Raw genomic sequence first — 23,725 nt, forward strand, 5'->3', positions numbered from 1 at the left:
ATGAAAGGCGTCATGCGCGTTCAGCATTAAAAAAGGGTGACGCCCGAGCAGAGGCGTCACCCTTTTGGGTCAGATGCTGCTGGCCGGCGTTAGCCTGCCGCGCGCGCATCCGGTCGGTAGCCGATGTCGCCTGTCACAGCAAAGCGACCACCTTTGATCTTTTCGATCTTACCAGCACGCAAAAGCTGGCCGAAAGAACGCAGACCATCTTCGCGGCTGAACTCTTCCTTTTCCACCTGACGCACTTTGTTCATCAACTGTGGGCGCGAAAATTGGTCGCGGCCTTCGATGAAGGACATATAAGATGCCGCGGCTTCCAAAAGATCGGGTAGTTTCACGGCACCCAATTCCGAAGCGTAGTCAGCAAAGCTATCTGCATCACCGCTGGCGATTTCGGGAGTTGACGCAACCCGGCGTGGCTGCACAGGCCCACGCAGATCCGTTTGCGGGGTATCGACACGTTGCTCTGCCACCAGTTTCAAAGGGGCAGGGCGCGGCGTTGTGTCGGGACGTTCCGACCGGGACCCACCATTGGCAGAAGGGCGGCGCGGTTTGACGGCTTTGGCCAGATCAGTGCGATACGCCACTTCTTGTTTTTCGCTGTCTTCGGCCACAAGCCCGCCGTCAGCTTTTTGGGCGGCAACCGCAGCACGCAAATGCGCAAAGGCTTCGCGATTTTGTGCCCCTTCTGCATCGTCCATCTCGGCGTCTGTTTGGGCCATAAGGCGCGACACATCTTCGTCAGGATTGCTTTCCGCCGCGATGTCAGCCTGCGTTTCGAGGGTTGCGTCCAATGCAATGTCCAAGTCTGACACAGCATCCTCGGACGGCGCAGTTTCCGCTTCGACCTGTGCCAGTTCACGCATCAGGTCGTCTTCGTCTTCGGGTGACAATGAACTTGGGCCAAGGTCCTCTTCGACTTCTTCAAGGTCACCTTCCGCAATAGCCTTTTCAAGATCGGCACGCTTTACCTTGATTACGCGGGCAACACGGCGTGGTGGAGCGGCTTTATTCGGGGCTTGAACGATCTCATCTTGTGCCTGTGCGCCATCCTCAGGCGCTGCGTCAAAGATGTTGTCGGATGCATCTGTAACCGCACCCATGGTGTCGTTAAGCATCGCGTCCAGATCGTCGTCGTCATCTGCATCGGTTTCGGCAACTTCGTTTGCGTCAAAGCTGCTTTCCAACCCTGCCAGAATAGCAGAAATATCATCATCGCCGTCCAGATCATCACTGTCTGTTTGCGTGGCTTCGGTTTTTGTTTCTGCAACCTGATCAGACGCGTCTTCCGTCTGTGTTTCTGGCATCTGAGCGCCAGGTGCGCTTACCGCAGCCATTTCATCGGCAGCCAAAGCAGCTTCAATATCTGCCAATGCGTCACCTACGATGTCGTCATCTTCAGACGCTGTCGCGTCTACTTGGATGTCATCATCGTCTGCCCTGTCATATTGCCCATCATATTCCAAACCGCCATCCACGTCCGCGGCGTCGGGTGTATCCGACACAACGCCAGCTTCAGCGTGTTCATCTTCGGAATAGTCATCATCATCGTCAGAGCTGGTTTCCGCGCTGGAGACAACGGCGCGAATGCGTTCCAGTTTGGCCGCGATGCTGTCTGCGTGTGGCACGATGCCAGCGACAACCGCTGCTTTATCAATGCCCGCATCGCCCAGATTTTCAAAGTTCGCTTCATCAGCGTCTTCAACGCTGCTTTGGGCGAAGAAGGCGTCTGCTTCAGGCAATTCCGCAGCGAGATCGCGGGCGGGAGGTGTGGTTTCGTCTTCAGCTTCATCGGCGGACACGTCGATTTGTGTCGCAGCCAGAATTTCAGCATCGTGAGCTGTGCGTGCGGCTTCATCAATCTGATCTTGTTCAGCCTGCCGCGCTGCAGCTTCTGCTTCCACGCGTGCTGTTTCTGCATCCGCTTCAGCCTGCGCGTCGGCGGCACGTTGTACTTCTGCAGCGGCGCTTTCGTCAGCCAGACGTTTCGCTTCAATCTGTGCCTGAACTGCGTCGGCTTGTGCACGCATTTCTTGTGCACGCATTTCGTCGGCACGCAATTCCTGGGCCTGCATTTGCGCGGCTTGCACGGCGTCTGCATCTGCAGTGTCGTCGTGTGGAGTATCGCTGTCTGCGATCGCTACGGGGTCCGTGGCGCTTAGAACAATCTTTCCCTTGTCCTCGCGGGCTTCCACCCGTCGCGAAATTTCTTTTTCGGCAATACGCGCCAGCATTTCTGCATCGGGTATTGGGGGTTCAGCCCCGAAATAGCGGTCATCAGACGCCAGATCGCGAAAATACTCCGCGATTGCTTTCATGGTGCCAAATGAATCATCAAATCCTTCCAACGTGCACGAAAAGGTGCCGTAGGAAACTGTCAAAATTTTATTGTTACTCATCATAGGATGCTCGTCCTCTGCGGTGGTGCAGTCATTCGTTTACCCTGTTTGGTCGGGCGAAAGCGGCCCGAATCTGTGCCTAGGACGGTATCATTTCTAGGCGACAATGTGGCCAGTTTCCTAAATTGTGTTTAATACACTCCAAATGGATATAATTGTTCACAGTTTAGAGCCAGTCATGCTGGTCGGAGGCGGTCCGGTCGGTGAAAGCGATCTTTCGCAGGTGCTTACCATTGCGCCTACGATTGTGGCCGCGGATGGCGGCGCGGTGCCGGTCATAGAGGCGGGATTGATGCCCTACGCTGTGACAGGTGACTTTGATTCTTTGCCAAAACCCCTGCGCGACGCGCTACCAGATGGGCTGTTACACCATACACCTGACCAGAATTACACCGATTTTGACAAAGCGCTTCGCTTGATTGACGCGCCTGTAGTTGTGGCGGTCGGTTGCATGGGCGGGCGCGTGGATCATCAGCTTGCGGCTTTCCACAGCCTTGTTGCGCGCTGCAATCATCGCTGCGTTTTGGTGGGCCCAGAGGAAATCGTTTTCCACTGCCCCAAACACATAGACCTTCCGACACAGGCGGGGGATGTCGTGTCATTGTTTCCGATGGCCCGTGTGACGGGGCGTTCAGATGGGTTGAAATGGCCGATTGAGGGGCTTGATTTCGCACCGGACGTGTTTGTGGGCACCTCTAACAGGGCTACAGGCCCAAGTGCACTGCATATGGACGTACCGGGGATGTTGGTGATTTTACCCCGCCGCATGTTGGCGCAAGTCACACAGAGACTGGCTGATTTGCCTCAGCTCGCGCAGTGGCCCGCTCGCGCAGCACAATATACAGACCCGCCCCAATCGTAATCGCAATGCCGATGCTGGCGAGAGTGTTGGGCAGGTCCTTGAACACCAGGAAACCGATCAGGGTCGCAATTGGAATTTCCAGATACTGCATCGGCGCCAGTGTGGCGGACGGCGCGTAGCGTAACGACCATGTCATCAATAGATGTGCCAAAGTGCCCAATGTACCAATCGCAAACAGAAGGCTCATTTCACGCGTGTCCGGCGTAATGAGCGTCAACGCAGGCACGTCGACGGACTGCGTTAGAAACAACACTGGTCCCACTATGCAAACAGCCATCACACCACTGACGGCTTGCAGTCCAATCGGGTCCGTCTGTTTGGCGATCTTTCGTGTGACCAACATGAAGACTGCGAAATTCACCGCAACCCCCATAGGCAAAAGCGCCGGCCATCCGACCTCTGCAAAGCTGGGCTGCACAACAAACAAAGTGCCTACAAAGCCCACAAGACATGCAATGACCCGACGTCGTCCGACTTCTTCGCCCAAATAGTATTTGCCCAAAAGCAGCATCAAGAAGGGCATAATGAATGCGATGGCCACCGCATCGGCTAAAGGCAGATAATGTAAGGCGCGAAACATCATACCGATACCCGCAATGTGCAATACCGTGCGCAAGAATGTCAGTTTCAGGACCATTCCGGATATGCGCCACGCGCGTTTGGTCGCCAACACAAGCGGAATAAGAAGAACGGCCTGAACGGCAAATCGCATCAGAATAAGCTGCCCCAAAGGTACGGTTTCCCCTAGTAGCTTCGCCACGGCGTCACCAACCGGTGCTACGATGCAAAAGCCGAGCATTAGGATCACGCCTAATAGGGGTTTGTCTTGGGTCATGCTACGGACCCTAGTTCGCGGGTTTAGGTAAGGCAACGCAGCACTTGCAACGCACGGTGGTATGTTTTGGTGAGGGTCTGACGCTATATGGCGTCAACTTGCTATCAGCTTTGTCTGACTGCGCGCGTGCGGACCCGCGCAGCGCGGGCCGCGCCTGTAGCGGCTAAAGCCACAACAATTGATGATATTGGGCCTGACCATGGGGCTACGTGATGCGAAAACACACAGCCACGTTGGTTAATCCTGTGGCAGGTAAAACCCGTTACGTTCCATTGCGCCCATAAGGGTGTAGTTCAAATCGGGAAACGTCTCGCGGAGCTTTTCTTCGTAAGCGCGGTGTTGCCAGTCTTTGGTGGCTTCCAGCACCAGCAACGGCGCGTTTTTTGCGATGATGCGCTGCGCCCCCAAAACCGCTGGCCATTCGTGTCCTTCTACATCCAGATGCAGCACGGACACTTTCCGTGTTTTTGGCACCAAATCATCCAATGGGGTCACTGCGACTTCGATGGTTTGGCCTTCGGCGGCTTCTTCAACGATTGTGGACATGCCACCCAGAATGCGCCCTTTGGACGAGGTAATCTGCAGGTGCAATGTGTCTGCTTTTTCGCCAACTGCAACAGGGTGCAGTTTAACGTTCTGAATGTTGTTCATCTTCAGTGTCGTGGTCGAGGCGTCAAAGCTGTCGGGGTTTGGTTCAAACGAATGTACCTGACGCTTTCCTGCTGCTTGGGCTAATGCAGGCATGAAATCCCCGATAAAGCACCCGCCTGAAATGATGTCACCGTCGCCAGCGAACTTGCGGATCAGGGCGATCGTGTTGGGTTCATTCACTTCGCCCTTCAGCAAAATACGCGAAACTTCGCGTTTTTTGTACTGCTCAGGAATACAGTAGAACCCGTATTGGTTGACGGCTCTTAGCATGATGCTCTCCCACTCTGCCTTGGCTGTGCGCTTTTGGATGGTCTGCGCAGTTCTTTTGCGCAAACTCTAGGGCGTGTTTTCATCGCAAACCAGTGGGGACGTCACTTTAGAAGCGTGCGTTGCAAATCAGCAATTGGGAACGTTGACGGCAAGCCCTCCAAGGGAGGTTTCTTTGTACTTCTCTGACATATCCATGCCGGTCTGGCGCATTGTTTCGATGCAAGCATCGAGCGGCACAAGGTGGGTGCCGTCGCCGCGCAGGGCCAAAGACGCCGCAGACACGGCTTTGATCGCACCTAACCCGTTGCGTTCGATGCAGGGCACTTGCACAAGGCCGCGCACCGGGTCACAGGTCATGCCCAGATGGTGTTCCAACGCGATCTCAGCTGCATTTTCCACTTGTTCCGGTGTGCCACCCATGGCCGCACATAGGCCAGCCGCGGACATTGCGGCTGCACTGCCCACTTCTGCCTGACAGCCCGCTTCTGCCCCTGAAATGGAGGCGTTGAACTTGACCAGCCCGCCAATTGCGGCAGCAGTTAACAAGAAGTCTTCAACATGTGCGTCGGACGCACCGGGCACATGGTCAAGGTAATAGCGCAATGTGGCGGGCAAAACGCCAGCGGCCCCATTGGTCGGGGCAGTAACCACTTGGCCACCCGCCGCGTTTTCTTCGTTCACGGCCATGGCGTAAACGCTCATCCAGTCGTTGATGGTGTGGGGGGCTTGCTGGTTCAAACCGCGTTCGGCTTGCAAAGCGTCATGGATGCCTTTGGCGCGACGTTTGACCGACAAACCACCGGGCAGAATGCCATCGGTGTGCAGCCCGCGATTGATGCAATCGTTCATCACTTGCCACAGACGGGCGGTGCCCTTTTTCAATGTGTCGGCGCCGCCCCGCGACACTTCGTTGGCGCGTTTCATTGCGGCGATGGATTTGCCGGACTGGGCCGCCATGTCCAGCATTTCCGCAGCAGATTTGAAAGGGAAGGGCACAGGCGATCCTTCATCGGTGTCTTTACCGGCCGCCAATTCGCTTTCGGTCATCACAAACCCGCCGCCTATGGAATAGAACACTTCGCGCAGGGTCACATCGCCTTGGGCGTCGGTGGCCATCAGGATCATGCCGTTGGCATGGCCGTCCAGTTTGGTGTCGTAGTCAAAGATCATGTCTTTTGCCGGATCAAAAGCCAACGGCGGCAGATCGGGCGGGGTTAAGGTGTGGGTGTCGTCCAAAGCCGTCAGGGCCGCCTCGGCGCGGTCATTGTCATAGGTGTCGGGCAAAAAGCCGGCTAAGCCCAGGATCGTGGCGCGGTCGGTGGCATGGCCCACGCCTGTAAACGCCAAGGATCCGTGCAGCGACGCGCGCACACCGGAGAACTCAAAGGGCGACGCCCGCATCATATCCAGAAACCGTGCGGCGGCGACCATCGGACCCATAGTGTGTGACGAGGACGGGCCAATGCCCACTTTGAACATCTCGAAGACAGATAGGAACATATTAAAGGGCGCTTCCGTGTTTTGGTGTTGCGGGACGAGGTGCGGTAAAGGGCTGAGAACCCAAACCTTCGGTGTCCTCCAAATTGCGCACTTCGGGTTGCTTTTCAAGGTGGGCGCACAGCGCGTTGAGGTTCGGATAATCTGCCAGACGAAACCACGACCGGTCTGTGTCGTTCGGATACACCGCAGGCCAGCGCAGCAGGGCGGCAACATAATAATCAAGTGCACCGGGGGTGTCTTGTCCCAGCCAGTTGTGCGGCGTGTCTGCAACTGTGTTTAACGTCTGGAACTGTGCCACAAGCGCCTTTTGCAGCCCGAGACGCAAAGCGGATTGGCCTGCTGCGCCTTCGATATATTTCTCAGGGTAGAATGTCATGCGCAGGGCAGGGTGCACCGTGTTCGACAAATAGAACAGCCATTTCAGGAACGCGCCGCGCGCCGGATCACCGGGGGCGGGGCCGATGGTGCCGTGTGTGTCGGTCAACCACAACAAGATCGCACCTGTTTCAAAAATGGGCCCCTGCGGGGTTTCAAGCGTTGGAATAAGCCCGCTAGGGTTGATCTTCAGATAGGCAACACTGCGTTGCGCTGCTGTGCTGCGGTCCACCAATACGGTGTCGTAGTCGACCCCCAACCGTTCAAGGGCCATGCGGATAATCAGTGACGCATTGTCGGGGGCATAGTGTAAGATGTAGCTCATGAGGTATGCATAAAGCGATTGTGCCTGTGCTATTGGACGCTTTGCGACGGGGTGTGCCTTGATTAAGACGTTTGCAGCGCGTGTTAGGGTTTGTTTGAGTAATTGGAACTAGAAAGACGCAATTGGCCGCGCAAAGGCTGTGACGCGCAGGGTGGTCTTTACCCTCGCCAGCAGGGGCGCGGTTTTCTATAAGGTTTTCAAATACACTCAGGGGAGTCGGCACATGTCCGGAGAACTATCGCCCATCGACAAGGCCAAATTTGTGGCGGCCAAACGTGCGGCTGACTACGTTGAAGATGGTATGCGGGTGGGGCTTGGGACCGGATCAACAGCGGCTTGGCTGGTGCGTTGCCTGGGCGATCAGGTCAAAAACGACGGCCTCAGGATCAAGGGCGTGCCCACCTCTACCCGTACCGCCCAATTGGCCCGTGAAGTTGGTATCGAGGTCATTTCCTTGGATGAAGCCAAATGGTTGGACCTGACCATTGACGGCGCGGATGAATTTGATGGCGACCTGAATTTGATCAAGGGCGGCGGCGGTGCGTTGCTGCAAGAGAAGATCGTGGCCACGGCATCCGATCAAATGGTCGTGATCGCCGACGTCGGCAAGGAAGTGGAAACTTTGGGGGCGTTTCCCCTGCCCATAGAGGTCATCCCGTTCGGCTGGCAAACCACGCAGGCCCTGATCGAAGAAACCCTTATTTCCATAGATGTTCTGGGCCGGCAAGCGACCCTGCGAATGAACGGCGACAGGCCCTTTATCACCGACGAAGGCAACCACATTCTGGACCTGCATCTGAACCGCATTGGCAACGCCCGCCAGCTCTCTATGGTGATAAACCAGATGCCGGGGGTGGTTGAAAACGGATTGTTTATCGATATCTGTGACGCCGTTGTCATCGGCTATGGTGACGGACGCGTGGAAGTGCGCGACATCAATGAAGGTACTGTGGAAACGGATCGACTCGACTTTGTAGAAAGCGACAATCTGTTTTCCGATTTGGCGGACTGATTTTATGGAACGCAATCGTTTTGCTGGCACGCCGGATGCATCTAAACGCCTTCCGTCAGCTTGAATTTATCTAGAAGTAGGACCCTGAACATGAACTTTGATTTTGATCTTTTCGTCATTGGTGGCGGATCAGGGGGCGTGCGTGCGGCCCGTGTTGCGGCTGGAGAAAATGGCGCAAAAGTCGGATTGGCGGAAGAAAGCCGGTATGGTGGCACCTGTGTTATTCGCGGCTGTGTGCCCAAAAAGCTCATGGTGTTTGCGTCCGGCTATGCCGGGATCGAAGCGGAAGCAGGCGCTTATGGTTGGGATGTCACTTTGGGCGATTTCAACTGGGACCGCTTCAAAGTCAAACTGCACGCGGAACTGGACCGTCTGGAAGGCATCTACCGCCGTTTGCTGTCCAATTCCGGCGTGGAAACATTTGATCAACGCGCCACAGTCAAAGACGCGCACACCGTCGTTCTGGCCGATGGCACCGAAAAAACCGCCAAACACATTCTGGTCGCAGTAGGTGGGCGCCCAACACGTCCCGACACGCCGGGTGCGGAGCTTGGTATCGTGTCCGACGATTTGTTCGATCTGCCCGAATTGCCCAAGTCGATCCTGATTGTCGGCGGTGGATACATCGCATCAGAATTTGCGGGGGTGTTGAATGGGTTGGGCACAAAAGTGACCCAGTTCTATCGCGGAGATCAGATTTTGCGCGGCTTTGACGATGAAGCCCGTGGGTTGGTTGCCGAGCAGATGATCGAAAAAGGCATTGATCTGCAAGTGAACACCAATGTCGCGGACATGGAAAAGCGCGAGGGCGGCATTTGGGTCAAATCGACCAATGGTGACGAGGCTTTGTTTGACCAGGTGCTGTTCGCGACGGGCCGCGCCCCCAACACGGATGGTCTGGGCCTAGAAGCGCTGGGCGTTGCCTTGGACAAAGGCGGTGCCGTTGAGGTGACGCCCTATTCACAAACGGCTGTACCGTCGATCTACGCCATCGGTGACGTCACCAACCGCGTCAACCTGACGCCAGTTGCCATCCGTGAAGGCATGGCATTTGTCGAAACAGTCTTCAAAAGCAACCCCACCCCCGTGGACCATGATCTGATCCCGTCAGCCATCTTTACGCAGCCTGAAATGGGCACGGTCGGCATGGGCGAAGAAGAAGCCGCAGCCCTTGAACGGGTTGAGATTTACGCGACCACCTTCAAGCCGATGCAATCGTCCTTTGCAGGGCAACCGGACCGCGTGTTGATGAAGCTGGTGGTGTCTGAAGCCACGCGTAAGGTTTTGGGCTGTCACATCGTCGCACCGGCGGCCGGTGAAATGATCCAACTGGCGGGAATTGCCGTTAAAATGGGCGCCACAAAAGAGGATTTTGACCGTACCGTGGCTGTTCACCCGACAATGTCGGAAGAAATTGTAACGATGAAGACCCCGACACGGGTCGTGGGATGAAAACCAAGGGTCGGGCGGCTTGATTTCTTAGCATGAAAGCACAGGTAATACGTAGCAATTCACTGGACGTCGGGGCCAGCGTGTATATCGTACGCAATCTCGGCAAAGTATGAGGGAAGAACAACATATGGCTGGCAATTCAGGCGGTCCTTGGGGCGGCGGCGGCAATTCAGGGGGCAACTCTGGCGGCAATCGCGGCAACAATGGTGGTGGTCGTAACAACGGCGGCAACAATGGCGGTGGCAACAACGGGGGCCGTGGGCCCGAAGGCGAGGGGCCACAAATCCCTGAAATTGATGAGCTGATGAAAAAAGGCCAAGAACAGTTGCGCGTCCTGATGGGCGGCCGTGGCGGTGGCAATTCAGGTGGCGGTGGCGGTCGCGGTACTGGTGGCGGCGGTGGTCCTGCTCTGACACGCGGTACGATTGGCCTTGGCGCTGTGGCAGCCGTCGTACTCTGGGGGCTGTCCAGCTTCTATACCGTGCGTCCTGAACAGCAGTCGATCGAACTGTTTTTGGGTGAATTTTCCGCCATCGGCACAGAGGGTTTGAACTTTGCGCCTTGGCCACTGGTTAAAGCGGAAGTGTTCAATGTGACCACCAACCGCACCGAAACCATCGGCGTGGGCGGCAATCAGGGCTTGATGCTGACAACAGATGAAAACATCGTCGACATCGACTTTGAAGTTGTCTGGAACGTCAAGAACGCCAAAGATTTCAAATTCTCGTTGCGCGATCCGGAATCGTCGGTCGTGGCGATTGCCGAGGCCGCGATGCGTGAAGTGATTGCGCAATCCGAACTGGCACCAATCCTGTCACGGGATCGTGGTCAGGTAGAACAAAACGTTCAGGTTCTGATCCAAACGACCCTTGATAACCGCAAGACCGGCATTAACGTGTTGCGTGTAAACGTCAAAAAAGTCGACCCGCCAGAGCAATCGGTGCAGGTTCAGGACGTGGCAGGCAACACATCCGTGGTGTCCGTTGTGGACGCGTTCCGTGATGTTCAGGCCGCAGAACAGGAACGCGACCGTCTGGAACGCCAGGCGGATGCTTATGCAAACCGGCGCACAGCCGAAGCGCGTGGTGAATCCGCGCAGCTTTTGGAAGCCGCTGAAGGCTACCGCGCCCGTGTCGTCAACGACGCTGTGGGTGAAGCTAGCCGTTTTGTCGCTGTTTTGCAGGAATACAAAGCCGCACCTGAGGTCACTCGCAAACGCTTGTACCTTGAAACCATGGAAAAAGTCCTTGGCGACGTGGACAAGATTATTCTTGAAGACACAGGTGGCGCTGGCGGCGGCGGCAACGGGGTCGTGCCATACCTGCCATTGAATGAACTACGTCGTGGAGGGTCGAACTGATGCGCAACACTACATTTTTGCTACCGATTGTCGTGCTGATTGCTGTCGGCATTTTGTCGTCTCTGTTCATCGTGGATGAACGCGAAAAAGTTCTGGTTTTGCGCTTTGGTCAAATCAAACAGGAAATCACCGAACCCGGTTTGGGGTTTAAAGTACCGCTTCTGGACGAAGTTGTGCGCTACGAAGACCGTATTTTGTCAGTGGAAACGGATTTGATCGAAGTCACGCCTGCAGATGAACGCCGTTTGGAAGTCGACGCGTTTGTTTTGTACCGCATCGACAACATCCGCCAGTTCCGTCAGGCTTTGGGTGCGGGTGGTGAACGCGAAGCTGCCGTGCAGTTGCAGGGTATTTTGAACTCGCAAATCCGGACCGTATTGGGTGCGCGTGGCGTGACATCCAATACAATCCTGTCGCCTGAGCGCTCTGCCTTGATGAACTTGATCCGGGATCAGGCCAACAGCCGTGCATCCGCTTTGGGTCTGAGCATTGTGGATGTGCGTTTGCGTCAAACAAATCTTCCTTTGCAGAACTTCGATGCGACATTGCAGCGGATGATCGCGGAACGGGATCGTGAAGCCACGGACGAACGTGCCCGTGGACGTGAAGCGGCCCAGCGTGTGACGGCCCAAGCGGACCGGACCTACGAAGAAATCCTGTCCGAAGCCCGTCGTGATGCCCGCATCATTGAAGGTGAGGCCGATGCCGAACGGAACAAAATTTTTGCAGAAGCCTATGGCCAAGACGCTGAGTTCTTTGAATTCTACCGGTCTTTAACGGCGTATGAGAATTCTCTGAAAGGGGTCAATTCCACTATGGTCATGTCCCCTGACAGCGAGTTCTTCAACTACTTGCAAAGTGACACGGGCCGCGCCTCCGAATGATCGGGGTGGTTCTTCTGGCCCTCGGGCTGGTGCTGATTGTTGAGGGGCTGGCGTACGCGCTGGCCCCTTCGCTTATTGAGCGTGTGCTTGAAATGCTGCGCAGCTTGCCCATTCCGGCGCGACGTCAAATGGGGGCGCTTGCCATGGTGTCCGGTGTGATACTTGTATGGGCGGCGTTTCAGATGGGCGTCTCACTTTAAAAACCTGCCACGGACTTGGGCGCTATGGTTGTGTCATTGGAAAAACGGGGGGCGCCGGAAGGGGGCACCACCCATCTTTCCGAAAGACCTCGCAGTTGCGCGGCCTGGCCTTGCGCACGGTGCGTTCACACTTTGGTAACGTCTTCTTGAAAAGGATAAATTGCGTTTCATCTTTGATGTTGCAGTTGCGCCACCCTACATTCAGGATAAGCGTGCAAACGCATCAACGTGCGAAACGGCCATAATGGCCCAGATTATCTACAGGAGACGACGAATGCAGCCCAAAGCGGTAGCCCAGTCGAAGAAACTTCCATCCATTCATTACATGCGGGCCTTGTGGCTTGGCGCTTTGGCATTGGCCTTTGTCATTGTGCAAGCCGTTGTTGCGCAAGCGCGCCCAGAAAGCCTTGCGCCTCTGGCCGAGAAAATCAGCCCATCGGTGGTCAATATCACCACGTCTACCGTTGTGGCGGGGCGAACGGGCCCACAGGGCATCGTGCCTGAAGGGTCACCCTTCGAGGACTTTTTCCGTGATTTCAATGATCGCAATGGTCAGGGTGACCGTCCCCGCCGGTCGTCCGCACTTGGGTCCGGCTTTGTCATTTCCGAAGATGGCTATATCGTCACCAACAACCACGTCATTGAGGGCGCGGACGAGATCCTGATTGAATTCTTTTCGGGCGAAGAACTGCCTGCCAAACTGGTGGGAACGGACCCCAACACAGACATCGCATTGTTGAAAGTCGAAGCCGACGCGCCGTTGCCTTTCGTGCCATTTGGAGACAGCGATTTGTCCCGGGTTGGCGATTGGGTCATCGCGATGGGCAACCCGCTGGGACAAGGGTTTTCCGTGTCTGCGGGCATCGTATCCGCACGCAACCGTGCGTTGTCAGGCAGCTTTGACGACTATATTCAAACCGATGCTGCGATCAACCGCGGGAATTCGGGTGGTCCGTTGTTCAACATGAACGGTGAAGTCATCGGCGTGAACACAGCGATCTTGTCCCCGAATGGCGGCTCCATCGGTATCGGATTTTCCATGGCATCGAACGTGGTCACGCGTGTTGTCGATCAATTGCAGGAATTTGGTGAAACCCGCCGCGGTTGGTTGGGGGTGCGCATTCAGGATGTGACGCCAGACATTGCTGAATCAATCGGCATGGACACCGCAACGGGCGCAATGGTGACATCTGTTCAGGATGGCCCGTCCAAAGACGCAGGCATGGAAGACGGTGACGTGATCCTGAACTTCGCTGGTGTGGATGTCAAAGACACGCGCAGCCTTGTGCGTCAGGTGGCCAACAGCCCGGTGGGTGAAACGGTACGCGTCTTGGTCTTCCGTGATGGCAAAACAGTGACGTTGAAAGTCACTTTGGGCCGTCGTGAAGAAGCGGAACGGGCGACACCTGTGGCCGCAGATGCGCCTGAGAGTGAAGACAAGGAACCTGCGACAAAATCCATGCTTGGCCTAACCCTAAGCCCGTTGACGGACGAACTGCGTGAGCAACTTGGTGTTGATGGCGATATGCAAGGGCTGGCCGTGACAGAGGTAGATGAAGCGGCAGAGGCTTATGAAAAGGGTCTTCGCGCAGGCGACATTATCACCGAAGCGGGCCAACAAAAGGTCAGCTCTATTGCAGATTTGGAAACGCGGTTGGCGGAGGTGAAAGAAGCAGGGCGTAAATCACTGCTGCTTTTGGTGCGCCGTGCCGGTGATCCCCGATTTGTGGCACTGGGCTTGGGGGAATAAGGCCAAGCCGCCAGTTCTTAAAAGCGTAAGGCGCCCCTTGGGGCGCCTTTTTCATGCGGCTTTGCAGTGGCTGCCGCTGCATTTTCAAGTGTGTAAGGTGTGGCTTGCCGCACCGCTATTGTGTGCGTTCCACAGCAATAAGGCCCAGTTTTCGCGCTGTGGCCAGCGTCAAAACGGCTTGTTCAAAGCCGTCTTCGGATTGTAACTTGCGGATGGCTGTGCGTGTGCGGTTGTCCATTAGACCGCTTGCAGGGCCTTTGTAAAACCCGCGGGCTGCCAACGCCCGCTGCAAGCTGGCAACAAAATCATCGGTGAAGGCTGTCACGCAGACGATTTGCGTCCAGACTTCGCGGCGTTCTTGCACAATCTCCTGGCGGCTCTCTTTGCGGTAAATGGCGGGCTGTTGGATGCGCCCGTCAGAGGACACTTGCGCGGGTTGCACCAGAATCTCGCGTTCTACTGTTTCGATGACTGCGGGACTGACACGGTTGCCCCAGCATGTGCCTGATGCAGCGTCCGCGGGGGCCGTTTGAACGATCTGGAACTTGCTCAACTTGCCACCTGTTGAAGCCCCGGGAGGGGTGCATGCACCAAGAACAAGACACATGCTTATCAGGAAACGGGGGGCAGGGAACATCGGATCGGCCTGTTTGCTTTTGTTTCATTTAGACTAGGTCGTTTTCAGGCCGCTGCATAGAGGGCGAAACATGCACCAGCTGGTCCAGCATAAATGAAACATCTTCAATGTTCTCCGCCAAAATGTGGGTCACGCTGTGGGCACGTTGCAAACGGCCCGTCACCCGCAACATGCGCCCTGCAATAACAGCGCGGCGAAACTGTTCGTATTTATTGCGCCAAACGATGACATTGACTACGCCGGTTTCGTCTTCCAACGTGACAAAGATCACGCCTTTTGCCGTGCCGGGGCGCTGACGTAAAATGACGAGACCGGCGACGGCCACACGCGCGCCTTCAGGGGGTAAGTGTAATTGCTGAGCGGTCAAGCAAGACGGCGGGCGGGGCCAGAAATGCGGGGATTGGTGGAACTGAGGGGAAACGACTCGCATGGAACAAAGATAGAACAAATGCCCTGAGCGGCAAGAACCAATATTGATGTGTCGCAAAAGGGGTGGCGTGTCTTAAAACCCACCGTTAGACAGTCTTGGAACAGTTTTTCAAGGGGGCAGAAATGGCCAAAATCACTTATATTGAGCACAGCGGCACCGAACATGTTGTGGACGTTGCAAATGGCATGACTGTCATGGAAGGCGCACGTGACAACAACATCCCGGGGATCGAGGCCGATTGCGGCGGTGCATGTGCATGTTCAACATGCCATGTCTACGTGGATCAGACATGGGTGGAAAAACTGCCCGGCAAAGATGACATGGAAACCGACATGCTCGATTTTGCCTATGAACCGAACGAAACGACATCGCGGCTCACGTGCCAGTTGAAGGTCACAGATGCATTGGACGGCTTGGTCGTGCGGATGCCCGAAAAACAAATCTGATGCTGAAGGGGGCGCGGCGTCTGCTGTTTCGTCTAAAGCAAACCTGCGCCCGCCACGCGGTGCTGACCCTGTGCCTTTGGCCAGCCTTGGCAGCGTCAGATACAATTCAGTCCGCTGAATACACAGACCCCACCACGCGCTACACTCATGGTGTGTTGGGGGATGCAATTGAACATGGCAGCTTGCGTTTAACGCTCCAGGACGGGCGCAAGGTCACCATAACCCTGCCGCAAAGCGATGTGTTCGAAGACACCCGGCCGCGTCTTGCCGATCTTGACGGTGACGGGGCTGTCGAAGTGATCACGGTGCAGAGCAATGCCCGACTAGGGGCTAAGCTGGCCATCTATAATGCTGAGGGTGAGGTTGCAGCAACACCCAACATCGGCACACGCAATCGCTGGTTGGCGCCACTTGGGGCCGCAGACCTTGATGGCGATGGCACACAAGACGTGGCCTTTGTTGATCGTCCGCATCTTGCCAAAACCCTGCGCATTTGGCGTTTTGAAAATGCAACGCTGACGCAAATTGCAGAGCTGCCCGGTTACACCAACCACAAGATCGGCGAGCGTGACATCGCGGGGGGAATAAGGCATTGCAACGGTGCGCCCGAGATGGTTTTGGCGAATGCCAATTGGACACAGCTTGTTGCGATTACGTTTCAGCAAGAAAGGTTCGACGTCAAAACGTTAGGCCGCGATACATCCCGCGACAGTTTTGCCTTAGCTATGACATGTCAGTTGTAACTTACGCCTTGCTTTCTTTTCGCCAAAAATATCCTGGGTGAGGGCCAAGGGCCCGAGGGCGAAGCCCTCAAAACGGTGCGGCTGGGCGAAGCCCTCAAAACGGTGCGGCTGGGCGAACCCTCAAATCTAGACAATTGAGCGAAGACCACCCACGCGCCGCTAGCCCAAAGCACGCCAACCAATATCACGGCGACAGAAGCCCTCGGACCAATCTATCTGGTCAACCATAGCGTAGGCGCGTGTCTGCGCTTCGGCCAAAGACGCGCCACGTGCTGTGACGTTCAGAACGCGGCCTCCTGCGGCAACAATCATTCCGTCTTTCTTGGCTGTGCCCGCGTGAAACACCATGTTCATGCTGTCTTCGGGCAAAGCATCCAATCCGCCAATGACAGAACCTTTTTCGTAAGCGCCGGGATAACCCGAGGCAGCCAAAACAACTGTAACCGCGTGATCGTCCGCCCAGTTAACTTGTGCCTCTGACAAACGGGTTTCAGCGGCGGCGTGCATCAGATCAAACACCTGTGCGCCAAGACGCATCATCAAAACCTGACATTCCGGATCGCCAAAGCGCACATTGTATTCCACCAAACGGGGATGGCCGTCCTTGATCATAAGGCCTGCATAAAGCACGCCCTGATAGGGGGTGCCGCGCTTGGCCATTTCGGCCATGGTGGGGCGTATTATTTCAGCCAAAGCTTTTTCAGCAATGGCATCCGTTAGAACCGGGGCAGGGGAATAAGCGCCCATGCCGCCTGTGTTGGGGCCGGTGTCGCCGTCGCCCACACGTTTGTGATCTTGGGCGGTGCCAATCGGCAGGACAGTTTCGCCATCACACAAGATGAAATAGGACGCTTCTTCGCCGTCCATAAATTCCTCGATCACGACTTCTGCGCCTGCCGCACCAAAGGATCCGTCAAACATGTCATCGATGGCGGCTTCCGCCTGCGCTACGGTTTCTGCGATGATGACGCCTTTGCCGGCAGCCAAACCGTCGGCTTTCACAACAATTGGGGCACCTTGCGCTTGCACATAGGCTTTTGCAGCTGTTGCATCCGTAAAATGACCATAGGCGGCGGTCGGGGCACCTGCCGCATCGCAAATTGCCTTGGTGAAGGCTTTGGACGCTTCCAGTTCTGCGGCAGCTTGGCTTGGTCCGAAAACCAGATACCCATCTGCCCGCAAACGATCGGCAACCCCAGCGGCCAACGGTGCCTCCGGGCCGATGATCACAAAATCAATGGCTTGAGCTTCGCAAAACCGGCTGACGACCCCCGCGTCCTCAATGTCAAAAGATGCACATTCCGCGATGGCCGCGATACCTGCGTTGCCGGGGGCTACGATCAGCTTGTCGCATTTCGGGTTCTGCATCACAGCCCAGGCCAGACTGTGTTCGCGTCCGCCGCTGCCAAGGATAAGAATGTTCATAATGGCGCTCCTGCGGATACGTTGATGGTGGTGGCAAAGCATTGTGGCTTGGCCTTTGTTGCGGGCCGTTTTAAGCTGCGCGGACAGTGAGGTAAAGGCGAGACATATGGACCTGATCGACAGCCCGGAACCGGGCAGCAACACGCCTGAATTTACCGTCTCGGAAGTGGCAGGATCGGTCAAGAAGCTGATCGAAACTGAACTGGGCTGGGTGCGCATCAAAGGCGAAGTGGGGCGGGTTGTGATTGCACGGTCCGGACATATGTATTTCGATCTCAAAGACGACCGGTCGGTGCTGTCGTGTATGACTTGGAAGGGGCAGGTTTCGGCCCTTGGGATGGTGCCCGAAGAAGGGATGGAAGTTGTTGCCGAAGGCAAAATGACCGCGTCCGGGTTTCAGTCAAAATTTGCTTTGAACGCACAACGCATCGCAGTCGCGGGTGAAGGGGCGTTGATGGCGCTGTTGGAAAAGCGCAAGAAACAGCTGGCCAGCGAAGGGCTGTTCGAAGACACCCTGAAACAGCCTTTGCCTTATCTGCCGGATGTGATCGGGGTCGTGACGTCTCTGCAAGGGGCGGTCATTCGTGATATTTTGCACCGTTTGCGGGATCGCTTTCCGCGCAAAGTCCTGATCTGGCCTGTGGCTGTGCAGGGCGCGGCCTGTGCGCCCGAAGTGGCGCGCGCAATCGCAGGGTTCAACACGTTGCGCCCCGGTGGGTCTATGCCGCGCCCCGATTTGCTGATTGTGGCGCGCGGGGGCGGGTCTGTCGAAGACCTGTGGGGGTTCAACGAAGAGATCGTGGCACGAGCCGCCGCTGCATCGGACATTCCGCTGATTTCTGCGGTGGGCCATGAAACGGACACAACATTAATTGACTTCGTATCGGACAGACGTGCGCCAACGCCAACGGCAGCCGCGGAATTGGCCGTACCGGTCCGTCACGAACTGGCCGCTTGGGTGGATCAGGCAGAGGCGCGGATGACAACGGCCCTGTCGGGTGGGCTGACGCGTCGCGCACAACGATTGCGCGATGTCGCGCGGGCCTTGCCGCGCCCGACCGCTTTGGTGGAAACGCCGCGTCAGCGTCTGGACTTGATCGGGGACCGGTTGGGGCCCGCTTTGATGGCAGGGGTTCAAAGGCGTGCGGTTGCTTTGTCTCAAACCAGCGGCGGTTTGAGACCCTCGACGTTGCGGCGTATGATCGTGGACGGGCAACGGCGTTTGGATGGGTTGGCCGCACGCTTGGCCCCGGCTTTGCAGCGAAATATTCAGGCAACAACAGAACGTTACATGTCCCGCACGGCGCGTTTTGATGTGGCGCGGTTGGGGCATGACGTGCAGCAACGCCGGCAAGACCTGGAACAGGTTGTGGCGCGGATGACTGACGCAGGATCGCGACGTCACACAGACCTGTCACGCAAAGTTGAGGCGATGGACCGACTGCGTATGACCTTGGGGTATAAAGCCACACTGGCGCGGGGGTTTGCGATTGTGCGCAGCGACGGAGGTGTTGTGACCACCAAAAAGGACGCCAAAGCCGCGCAATCGCTGGACATCGAATTTGCCGATGGGGTGATGTCTGTGGGTGCTGGCACGGCCAAGCCACGTAAGGCGGCAGCCAAGCCGCCAGAGCAAGGGTCGCTGTTTTAACTCTGTTATTGAACATTCGTGTCCGCCGACTAGGCGGATATTTGGCACGAGATACCGAAGACTAAACAAACCGGCTTGTAAGGTGCGGCTTGCCGCACCGAGGCATCTGCCAGCTTCCGTTTAAACGCCAACTTTTGGCCCAAGGCAGATCATGTCTTCGTTGACGTCCTGCGCCTCGTATAGATCAAGGGATTCGGGGTTGTTCTTGAATTTCGCGATCAACCCGGACCCGCCGACTTCAAAGCTCCAGCATTGTGGTTCGGGGCGGTCCTCGTAGACAAAACAGATATTGCCGGGGCCATCCTCGTACCAACGTCCGTCTTTGCAGTCGCCATCCAGAAATGACCATCGCACGCGCATGTTGTCCAGATACACTTCGGCCCCATAGGCTTCGCCGCCACGGCCAAAATACAAGGTTTTGCCTTTTGTGTAGGTGTCGAATTCAGCCCCGCTCATCGGTTCGGCTTGCGCGGGAACCGTCAAGGTGATCGTCGTGAGGCTCAGGGCGAGGGCTATAAGGCTGCTGTTCTGTATCATCATACAAGTTTGGCACGCGGGCTGCGATAAGGCCACCCTTGCGCGACAAGGCAGCCCCTTGAGGCGCGATTTGTCGCGCAGGACGAGGGGCCGTTTTACGGTCCCATTCCGCGACCCTTGCGTTCATAACCCGCATCCAAATCGGTGGAAACAATGCAATAACGGCCATGACAGGCAACGCATGCGGCAGCATAGGCATCGTGTCACCGTCCAGATCCAGCTGTGGAAAAGCACGGCCGGGGTGTAAATGGTGTTCCGAATGGCGCGGCGCGTTCAACATCATAGCGCTTGAATACCAATGTGGCGCATTCCAAGCATGCGCCGGCCCGATGGGTTCATATTTGCCGTCTGCAAGGATTTTGCGCCGCAATCCGTAATGTTGCACGTAATCAGACAGCAGCAATTGTCCCACAGAATACAAGGCAAGCCCGACCAAAGTGACGACGCCGATAACACCGCCAATCGCAAAGGCCGCAGCCATCGTGCCCAAAGACAGCATGCTATATAACACATAAGGATGCCGCCACATGGGCGTATCCCGGCTGGCCCGCGCCCGTGCCATGCTTTCTGCCTTGAACCCCGCGGCATAACTTTGTGTCCATGCGCGCCACGCAAAGGCATAAAACCATTCGTTCAGCCGCGATGAATTGGGGTCTTTGTCTGTTGAGGCATAAACGTGATGCACACGTAGATGCGCACTGGCGTGGTGTCCAAACAACAATGAGCTGTAAAGCGCCACACCCAACCTGCGGGGCCAACGCGAGGTGCGATGGATCAATTCATGTGCATTGGAATTGGACACTTGCCCGAACCACAGGCTGGCGGCCGCCACAATCAGGTTTTTTTCCAGTGCTGTCAGGTGGTTGCCGCGGCTTACGGCCCAAACAACACAGCCCATCAGCACAAAATGAACCAGCCCCAGTGTCACGGACAACGCAAGGCCATCGCTTTCAAGTGGTGCTTGCCAGTCTTCTGGGGTTAATTTGTCCAGAAAAAACACGACCAGCGTGATGGATGCAACTGCCACACCTGTCCATAGGCCGCCGTAAAAGCAGGCCAAAAGAATACACAACACAGGCGTTGTGCTGGCTATGGCAAAGCGTGACATCGGTAGAATCGCTCCTTGGGTGATCGAGATTGTCACATGTTCGTCTCAACGCTGCGTAAACAGGAATTTCACTGGTTTGGTGACGCCTATGGGAAATCCTTGCGACGCTTGTGCCCTGTGATGTTCTGAAATCCACTTTGATCTGTCGTTTTTGGGGTCATGCCGTCTGCGTGACACTGATAGATTGTGCCAAACAGTGATGCGAAGGACGGCGCCCATGGCCCTAGACAACAACGACAAATCCGGTGTTTGGAAATCAGGCAAAGGCAAGGGCCGTCGCCACACAAAAGGCCGTCAGCTGGATGATCTGGCGTGGTCACAGGTGCAAGACCTCTTGGGGGATGCGCCGCGTCGGCGCGACCTTCTGATTGAACACCTGCATAAAATTCAGGACGCCTTTGGTCATCTCAGCGCAGCACATCTGCGCGCACTGGCCGAAGAAATGCGGATGTCCATGGCCGAGGTCTACGAGGTCGCGACATTCTATGCCCATTTTGATGTCGTCAAAGAAGACGACACACCGCCCCCTGCACTGACCATTCGCGTGTGCGATTCCCTGTCTTGTGAACTGGCAGGGGCACAGGCGTTGAAAGCCGCCCTTGAAGACGGTTTAAACCCCGAAGAAGTGCGCGTGTTGCGCGCCCCTTGCATGGGGCGGTGCGACACTGCACCTGTTTTGGAACTGGGTCACAATCACGTCGACCATGCGACTGTGGAAAAGGTCGAAGCAGCCATCGCGGCAGGCGATACACATGCCCATGTGCCAGATTACCAAACATATGCCGACTACGTAGCTGATGGCGGTTACAGCGCCTTGACCGAATTGCGCAACTCCGGCGATTGGGAGGACGTTCAGGCCAAAATCAAGGAAAGCGGTTTGCGCGGCCTTGGGGGGGCGGGTTTCCCCTCTGGCACCAAGTGGGGCTTTGTGCGTGCGAACGCAGGGCCAAGGTATCTGGCTGTAAACGGGGACGAAGGCGAACCAGGCACCTTCAAAGACCGGTACTATCTTGAACGCACGCCCCATCTGTTTCTCGAAGGTATGCTGATCGCAGCTTGGGCCGTCGAAGCGGACACGGCATTCATCTATATGCGTGACGAATACCCGGCGGTTCTGGAAATTCTTGCGCGTGAAATCAAAGCCTTGGAAGAGGCAGGCGTTGTAGAGCCGGGATATATCGACCTGCGACGTGGCGCCGGGGCCTACATCTGTGGCGAAGAATCCGCGATGATCGAAAGCATCGAAGGCAAACGCGGCATGCCCCGACACCGCCCGCCGTTTGTGGCGCAGGTTGGTGTGTTCGGCCAACCGACCCTCGTGCACAACGTCGAAACCCTGCATTGGATCGCTCGGATCTGTCGTGAAGGCCCCGAATGCCTGAACGCAACCGAACACAATGGCCGCAAAGGGTTGCGCAGCTATTCTGTGTCCGGCCGTGTGGCCAATCCCGGAGTGTTCCTGTTGCCAGCCGGTTCCACCATCACTGACATCATTGATGCGGCAGGCGGGATGGCAGAGGGCCACAGTTTCAAAGCCTACCAACCGGGCGGCCCGTCTTCAGGGCTGTTGCCTGCGTCTATGAACGACATTCCACTGGATTTCGATACGCTGCAGCCCCACGGCACTTTCATCGGCTCTGCTGCGGTCGTTGTTCTGTCTGATGCAGACAAGGCCCGCGATGCAGCCCTTAACATGCTGCGGTTCTTCGAAGACGAAAGCTGTGGCCAATGTACGCCTTGCCGCGTTGGATGTGAAAAGGCCGTTAAGCTGATGCAGGCCGATACATGGGATCAGGGGTTGCTGACTGAGCTGTGCACCGCCATGAGCGATGCATCAATCTGCGGGTTGGGCCAAGCTGCACCCAACCCGATCAAACTGACGATGCAACACTTCGGCGACGAAATCTAAGACGCAACGGTCGCGGCGCGGGGTTCGTTGGTGCAGACAAAGGCTGGTTTCAGCCTTTGTTGCTGTACACGCGGCAGATACATCCTTTGGTCCGGATGGATTTGCACAGCTGCGCTGCCGCTTTTTGACTGCTGCGCCCGACCCGGGCCATGACGTAGCTGCCTGTGCGTGCGGCGCGTGATTTTATAGTGAGATAATCGATTTTTTCTTGTGCGACCAAACTTTTGCACCGCGATGTAAGTCTGCGCAGGTTCTGTTTTGCTTCGCTTTTTGTCGCACCAAAAGCCAATTGCGCACCCCAATCTTTCAAAGCTGGTTCAGGTCGTTTGTATTTTGTGTATGTCCGGTTTTTGGCCATATTCACGCATGCCGCCAGAAACGGTTGCGCCCCGTTCAGCCGAAAGTCATGCGTTTTTGGCGGCGTGTCGCGCCATGTCTCGGCGGTAAGTCCGGTGATGATTTGCACATAATTCACGGTCTCGCGTGCCAGCCCTTTGCCGTCTTGCGTAAACCCGTCTGCGCGGCGTTCCCCGCCATTGTATGCCACCGCCGCCAAACCTGCATTGCCGTAGGTGCGTTGCAGAACACCCAAATATTGCGCTGATCTTTCAATGGCTTGTGCTGGGTTGTAGCTGTCGGGCAGATTGCGCTGCTTGGCCGTTCCCGGCATAAACTGCGCGATACCTTGTGCCCCCGCGGGGCTTAGTGCGTTGGGATCAAAGCGGCTTTCCTGCCAAAGCAGCCGCGCGAAAAAGCCCGCATCCAACCCGTAACGGCGTGCCGTGTTTTCTATTTGCTGACAGGTATCAAAGGCAAAAAACGCGGGCCGGATACAGTCTTGTGGTCCCGCTGCACGCAAGGAACACATGGTGCCGTGTTCTTGTGCGTGCAGTGGTGAACCCCACAAAACGAGACCCGTCAAAAGGGCGAAAATCATGTCTTGTCTTTTCATGTCTGCGCCCGC

The 23,725-nt window shown here is 56.3% G+C and carries 22 protein-coding genes; 11 read left to right on the top strand and 11 right to left on the bottom strand.

What is annotated here, in order from left to right:
* Positions 1–89 precede the first annotated feature (89 nt).
* Positions 90–2,399, bottom strand: coding sequence for a hypothetical protein (locus ABJL60_RS02840; RefSeq protein WP_348374675.1), 2,310 nt, complete (start codon positions 2,397–2,399; stop codon positions 90–92).
* Between the two features lie 178 nt (positions 2,400–2,577).
* Between ABJL60_RS02840 and ABJL60_RS02845 the strand changes: the two genes are divergently transcribed.
* Positions 2,578–3,261, top strand: coding sequence for a thiamine diphosphokinase (locus ABJL60_RS02845; RefSeq protein ID WP_348286279.1), 684 nt, complete (start codon positions 2,578–2,580; stop codon positions 3,259–3,261).
* Here the strand turns inward: ABJL60_RS02845 and ABJL60_RS02850 are convergent.
* The 4 genes from ABJL60_RS02850 to ABJL60_RS02865 all read right to left on the bottom strand — a co-directional run bounded on the left by ABJL60_RS02850 (position 3,179) and on the right by ABJL60_RS02865 (position 7,217).
* A complete protein-coding gene (locus ABJL60_RS02850; RefSeq protein WP_348374676.1) occupies positions 3,179–4,096 on the bottom strand; it encodes a DMT family transporter in 918 nt (305 codons plus the stop codon). The genes ABJL60_RS02845 and ABJL60_RS02850 overlap by 83 nt on opposite strands.
* A gap of 237 nt (positions 4,097–4,333) precedes the next feature.
* The gene (locus ABJL60_RS02855) at positions 4,334–5,017 is read right to left on the bottom strand and encodes an FkbM family methyltransferase (RefSeq protein ID WP_348374677.1); all 684 of its coding nucleotides are present in this window, start codon (positions 5,015–5,017) and stop codon (positions 4,334–4,336) included.
* A 126-nt stretch (positions 5,018–5,143) separates the two neighbouring features.
* Entirely contained in the window at positions 5,144–6,517 is a 1,374-nt protein-coding gene (locus ABJL60_RS02860) for an L-serine ammonia-lyase (RefSeq protein ID WP_348374678.1), read from the bottom strand.
* Between the two features lies 1 nt (position 6,518).
* Positions 6,519–7,217, bottom strand: a complete 699-nt coding sequence (locus ABJL60_RS02865) for a glutathione S-transferase family protein (RefSeq protein WP_348374679.1) — start codon at positions 7,215–7,217, stop codon at positions 6,519–6,521.
* Between the two features lie 223 nt (positions 7,218–7,440).
* Between ABJL60_RS02865 and rpiA the strand changes: the two genes are divergently transcribed.
* The 6 genes from rpiA (at position 7,441) to ABJL60_RS02895 (ending at position 13,875) form a co-directional block, all read left to right on the top strand.
* A complete protein-coding gene (gene rpiA, locus ABJL60_RS02870; RefSeq protein WP_348286271.1) occupies positions 7,441–8,229 on the top strand; it encodes a ribose-5-phosphate isomerase RpiA in 789 nt (262 codons plus the stop codon).
* Between the two features lie 90 nt (positions 8,230–8,319).
* Positions 8,320–9,681, top strand: a complete 1,362-nt coding sequence (gor, locus tag ABJL60_RS02875; protein WP_348286269.1) for a glutathione-disulfide reductase — start codon at positions 8,320–8,322, stop codon at positions 9,679–9,681.
* A 127-nt stretch (positions 9,682–9,808) separates the two neighbouring features.
* On the top strand, positions 9,809–11,041 hold the full coding sequence (hflK, locus tag ABJL60_RS02880) for an FtsH protease activity modulator HflK (RefSeq protein WP_348374680.1): 1,233 nt from the start codon (positions 9,809–9,811) through the stop codon (positions 11,039–11,041).
* Complete coding sequence (gene hflC / locus ABJL60_RS02885; protein WP_348374681.1) at positions 11,041–11,925, top strand: protease modulator HflC; 885 nt, start codon at positions 11,041–11,043, stop codon at positions 11,923–11,925. Before hflK ends, hflC begins: the two co-directional genes overlap by 1 nt.
* Complete coding sequence (locus ABJL60_RS02890; RefSeq protein ID WP_348286263.1) at positions 11,922–12,125, top strand: DUF2065 family protein; 204 nt, start codon at positions 11,922–11,924, stop codon at positions 12,123–12,125. The genes hflC and ABJL60_RS02890 overlap by 4 nt, the downstream gene beginning before the upstream one ends.
* Positions 12,126–12,399: 274 nt before the next feature.
* Complete coding sequence (locus ABJL60_RS02895; protein WP_348286261.1) at positions 12,400–13,875, top strand: DegQ family serine endoprotease; 1,476 nt, start codon at positions 12,400–12,402, stop codon at positions 13,873–13,875.
* 115 nt (positions 13,876–13,990) lie between these two features.
* Here ABJL60_RS02895 and ABJL60_RS02900 read toward each other — a convergent pair whose 3' ends face one another.
* Together ABJL60_RS02900 and ABJL60_RS02905 are read right to left on the bottom strand one after the other, a co-directional pair.
* Positions 13,991–14,428 (bottom strand): peptidoglycan-binding domain-containing protein, encoded by a 438-nt coding sequence (locus tag ABJL60_RS02900; protein ID WP_348374682.1) that lies wholly within the window; start codon positions 14,426–14,428, stop codon positions 13,991–13,993.
* Between the two features lie 112 nt (positions 14,429–14,540).
* Positions 14,541–14,942 (bottom strand): OB-fold nucleic acid binding domain-containing protein, encoded by a 402-nt coding sequence (locus tag ABJL60_RS02905; protein ID WP_348286257.1) that lies wholly within the window; start codon positions 14,940–14,942, stop codon positions 14,541–14,543.
* Positions 14,943–15,064: 122 nt separating this feature from the next.
* On the opposite strand from ABJL60_RS02905, the gene ABJL60_RS02910 reads away from it, so the two are divergent.
* Both ABJL60_RS02910 and ABJL60_RS02915 read left to right on the top strand, forming a co-directional pair.
* Complete coding sequence (locus ABJL60_RS02910) at positions 15,065–15,388, top strand: 2Fe-2S iron-sulfur cluster-binding protein (RefSeq protein WP_348374683.1); 324 nt, start codon at positions 15,065–15,067, stop codon at positions 15,386–15,388.
* Positions 15,388–16,131, top strand: a complete 744-nt coding sequence (locus ABJL60_RS02915; protein ID WP_348374684.1) for a VCBS repeat-containing protein — start codon at positions 15,388–15,390, stop codon at positions 16,129–16,131. The genes ABJL60_RS02910 and ABJL60_RS02915 overlap by 1 nt, the downstream gene beginning before the upstream one ends.
* Before the next feature lie 159 nt (positions 16,132–16,290).
* Here ABJL60_RS02915 and purD read toward each other — a convergent pair whose 3' ends face one another.
* The gene (gene purD / locus ABJL60_RS02920; protein WP_348286251.1) at positions 16,291–17,556 is read right to left on the bottom strand and encodes a phosphoribosylamine--glycine ligase; all 1,266 of its coding nucleotides are present in this window, start codon (positions 17,554–17,556) and stop codon (positions 16,291–16,293) included.
* A 106-nt stretch (positions 17,557–17,662) separates the two neighbouring features.
* Between purD and xseA the strand changes: the two genes are divergently transcribed.
* Positions 17,663–19,207, top strand: a complete 1,545-nt coding sequence (gene xseA, locus ABJL60_RS02925) for an exodeoxyribonuclease VII large subunit (protein ID WP_348374685.1) — start codon at positions 17,663–17,665, stop codon at positions 19,205–19,207.
* Positions 19,208–19,327: 120 nt separating this feature from the next.
* Here the strand turns inward: xseA and ABJL60_RS02930 are convergent, their stop codons facing one another.
* Both ABJL60_RS02930 and ABJL60_RS02935 read right to left on the bottom strand, forming a co-directional pair.
* Positions 19,328–19,663 (bottom strand): hypothetical protein, encoded by a 336-nt coding sequence (locus ABJL60_RS02930; protein WP_348374687.1) that lies wholly within the window; start codon positions 19,661–19,663, stop codon positions 19,328–19,330.
* The gene (locus tag ABJL60_RS02935) at positions 19,650–20,852 is read right to left on the bottom strand and encodes an alkane 1-monooxygenase (protein WP_348374689.1); all 1,203 of its coding nucleotides are present in this window, start codon (positions 20,850–20,852) and stop codon (positions 19,650–19,652) included. Before ABJL60_RS02935 ends, ABJL60_RS02930 begins: the two co-directional genes overlap by 14 nt.
* 217 nt (positions 20,853–21,069) lie before the next feature.
* On the opposite strand from ABJL60_RS02935, the gene ABJL60_RS02940 reads away from it, so the two are divergent.
* The gene (locus ABJL60_RS02940) at positions 21,070–22,761 is read left to right on the top strand and encodes an NAD(P)H-dependent oxidoreductase subunit E (protein WP_348374690.1); all 1,692 of its coding nucleotides are present in this window, start codon (positions 21,070–21,072) and stop codon (positions 22,759–22,761) included.
* Between the two features lie 49 nt (positions 22,762–22,810).
* On the opposite strand, the gene ABJL60_RS02945 is transcribed toward ABJL60_RS02940, so the two are convergent.
* Entirely contained in the window at positions 22,811–23,713 is a 903-nt protein-coding gene (locus ABJL60_RS02945; protein ID WP_348286241.1) for a lytic transglycosylase domain-containing protein, read from the bottom strand.
* Positions 23,714–23,725: the final 12 nt, after the last annotated feature.

This window comes from Ascidiaceihabitans sp. (assembly GCF_039986515.1).
Taxonomy (GTDB): Bacteria; Pseudomonadota; Alphaproteobacteria; order Rhodobacterales; family Rhodobacteraceae; genus Ascidiaceihabitans.

Bases quoted from the DNA above. Each gene is read 5' to 3' on its own strand.
- ABJL60_RS02840 (WP_348374675.1), bottom strand. From the start codon at position 2,399: ATGAGTAACAATAAAATTTTGACAGTTTCCTACGGCACCTTTTCGTGC.
- ABJL60_RS02845 (WP_348286279.1), top strand. From the start codon at position 2,578: ATGCTGGTCGGAGGCGGTCCGGTCGGTGAAAGCGATCTTTCGCAGGTG.
- ABJL60_RS02850 (WP_348374676.1), bottom strand. From the start codon at position 4,096: ATGACCCAAGACAAACCCCTATTAGGCGTGATCCTAATGCTCGGCTTT.
- ABJL60_RS02855 (WP_348374677.1), bottom strand. From the start codon at position 5,017: ATGCTAAGAGCCGTCAACCAATACGGGTTCTACTGTATTCCTGAGCAG.
- ABJL60_RS02860 (WP_348374678.1), bottom strand. From the start codon at position 6,517: ATGTTCCTATCTGTCTTCGAGATGTTCAAAGTGGGCATTGGCCCGTCC.
- ABJL60_RS02865 (WP_348374679.1), bottom strand. From the start codon at position 7,217: ATGAGCTACATCTTACACTATGCCCCCGACAATGCGTCACTGATTATC.
- rpiA (WP_348286271.1), top strand. From the start codon at position 7,441: ATGTCCGGAGAACTATCGCCCATCGACAAGGCCAAATTTGTGGCGGCC.
- gor (WP_348286269.1), top strand. From the start codon at position 8,320: ATGAACTTTGATTTTGATCTTTTCGTCATTGGTGGCGGATCAGGGGGC.
- hflK (WP_348374680.1), top strand. From the start codon at position 9,809: ATGGCTGGCAATTCAGGCGGTCCTTGGGGCGGCGGCGGCAATTCAGGG.
- hflC (WP_348374681.1), top strand. From the start codon at position 11,041: ATGCGCAACACTACATTTTTGCTACCGATTGTCGTGCTGATTGCTGTC.
- ABJL60_RS02890 (WP_348286263.1), top strand. From the start codon at position 11,922: ATGATCGGGGTGGTTCTTCTGGCCCTCGGGCTGGTGCTGATTGTTGAG.
- ABJL60_RS02895 (WP_348286261.1), top strand. From the start codon at position 12,400: ATGCAGCCCAAAGCGGTAGCCCAGTCGAAGAAACTTCCATCCATTCAT.
- ABJL60_RS02905 (WP_348286257.1), bottom strand. From the start codon at position 14,942: ATGCGAGTCGTTTCCCCTCAGTTCCACCAATCCCCGCATTTCTGGCCC.
- ABJL60_RS02910 (WP_348374683.1), top strand. From the start codon at position 15,065: ATGGCCAAAATCACTTATATTGAGCACAGCGGCACCGAACATGTTGTG.
- ABJL60_RS02915 (WP_348374684.1), top strand. From the start codon at position 15,388: ATGCTGAAGGGGGCGCGGCGTCTGCTGTTTCGTCTAAAGCAAACCTGC.
- purD (WP_348286251.1), bottom strand. From the start codon at position 17,556: ATGAACATTCTTATCCTTGGCAGCGGCGGACGCGAACACAGTCTGGCC.
- xseA (WP_348374685.1), top strand. From the start codon at position 17,663: ATGGACCTGATCGACAGCCCGGAACCGGGCAGCAACACGCCTGAATTT.
- ABJL60_RS02930 (WP_348374687.1), bottom strand. From the start codon at position 19,663: ATGAGCGGGGCTGAATTCGACACCTACACAAAAGGCAAAACCTTGTAT.
- ABJL60_RS02935 (WP_348374689.1), bottom strand. From the start codon at position 20,852: ATGTCACGCTTTGCCATAGCCAGCACAACGCCTGTGTTGTGTATTCTT.
- ABJL60_RS02940 (WP_348374690.1), top strand. From the start codon at position 21,070: ATGGCCCTAGACAACAACGACAAATCCGGTGTTTGGAAATCAGGCAAA.
- ABJL60_RS02945 (WP_348286241.1), bottom strand. From the start codon at position 23,713: ATGAAAAGACAAGACATGATTTTCGCCCTTTTGACGGGTCTCGTTTTG.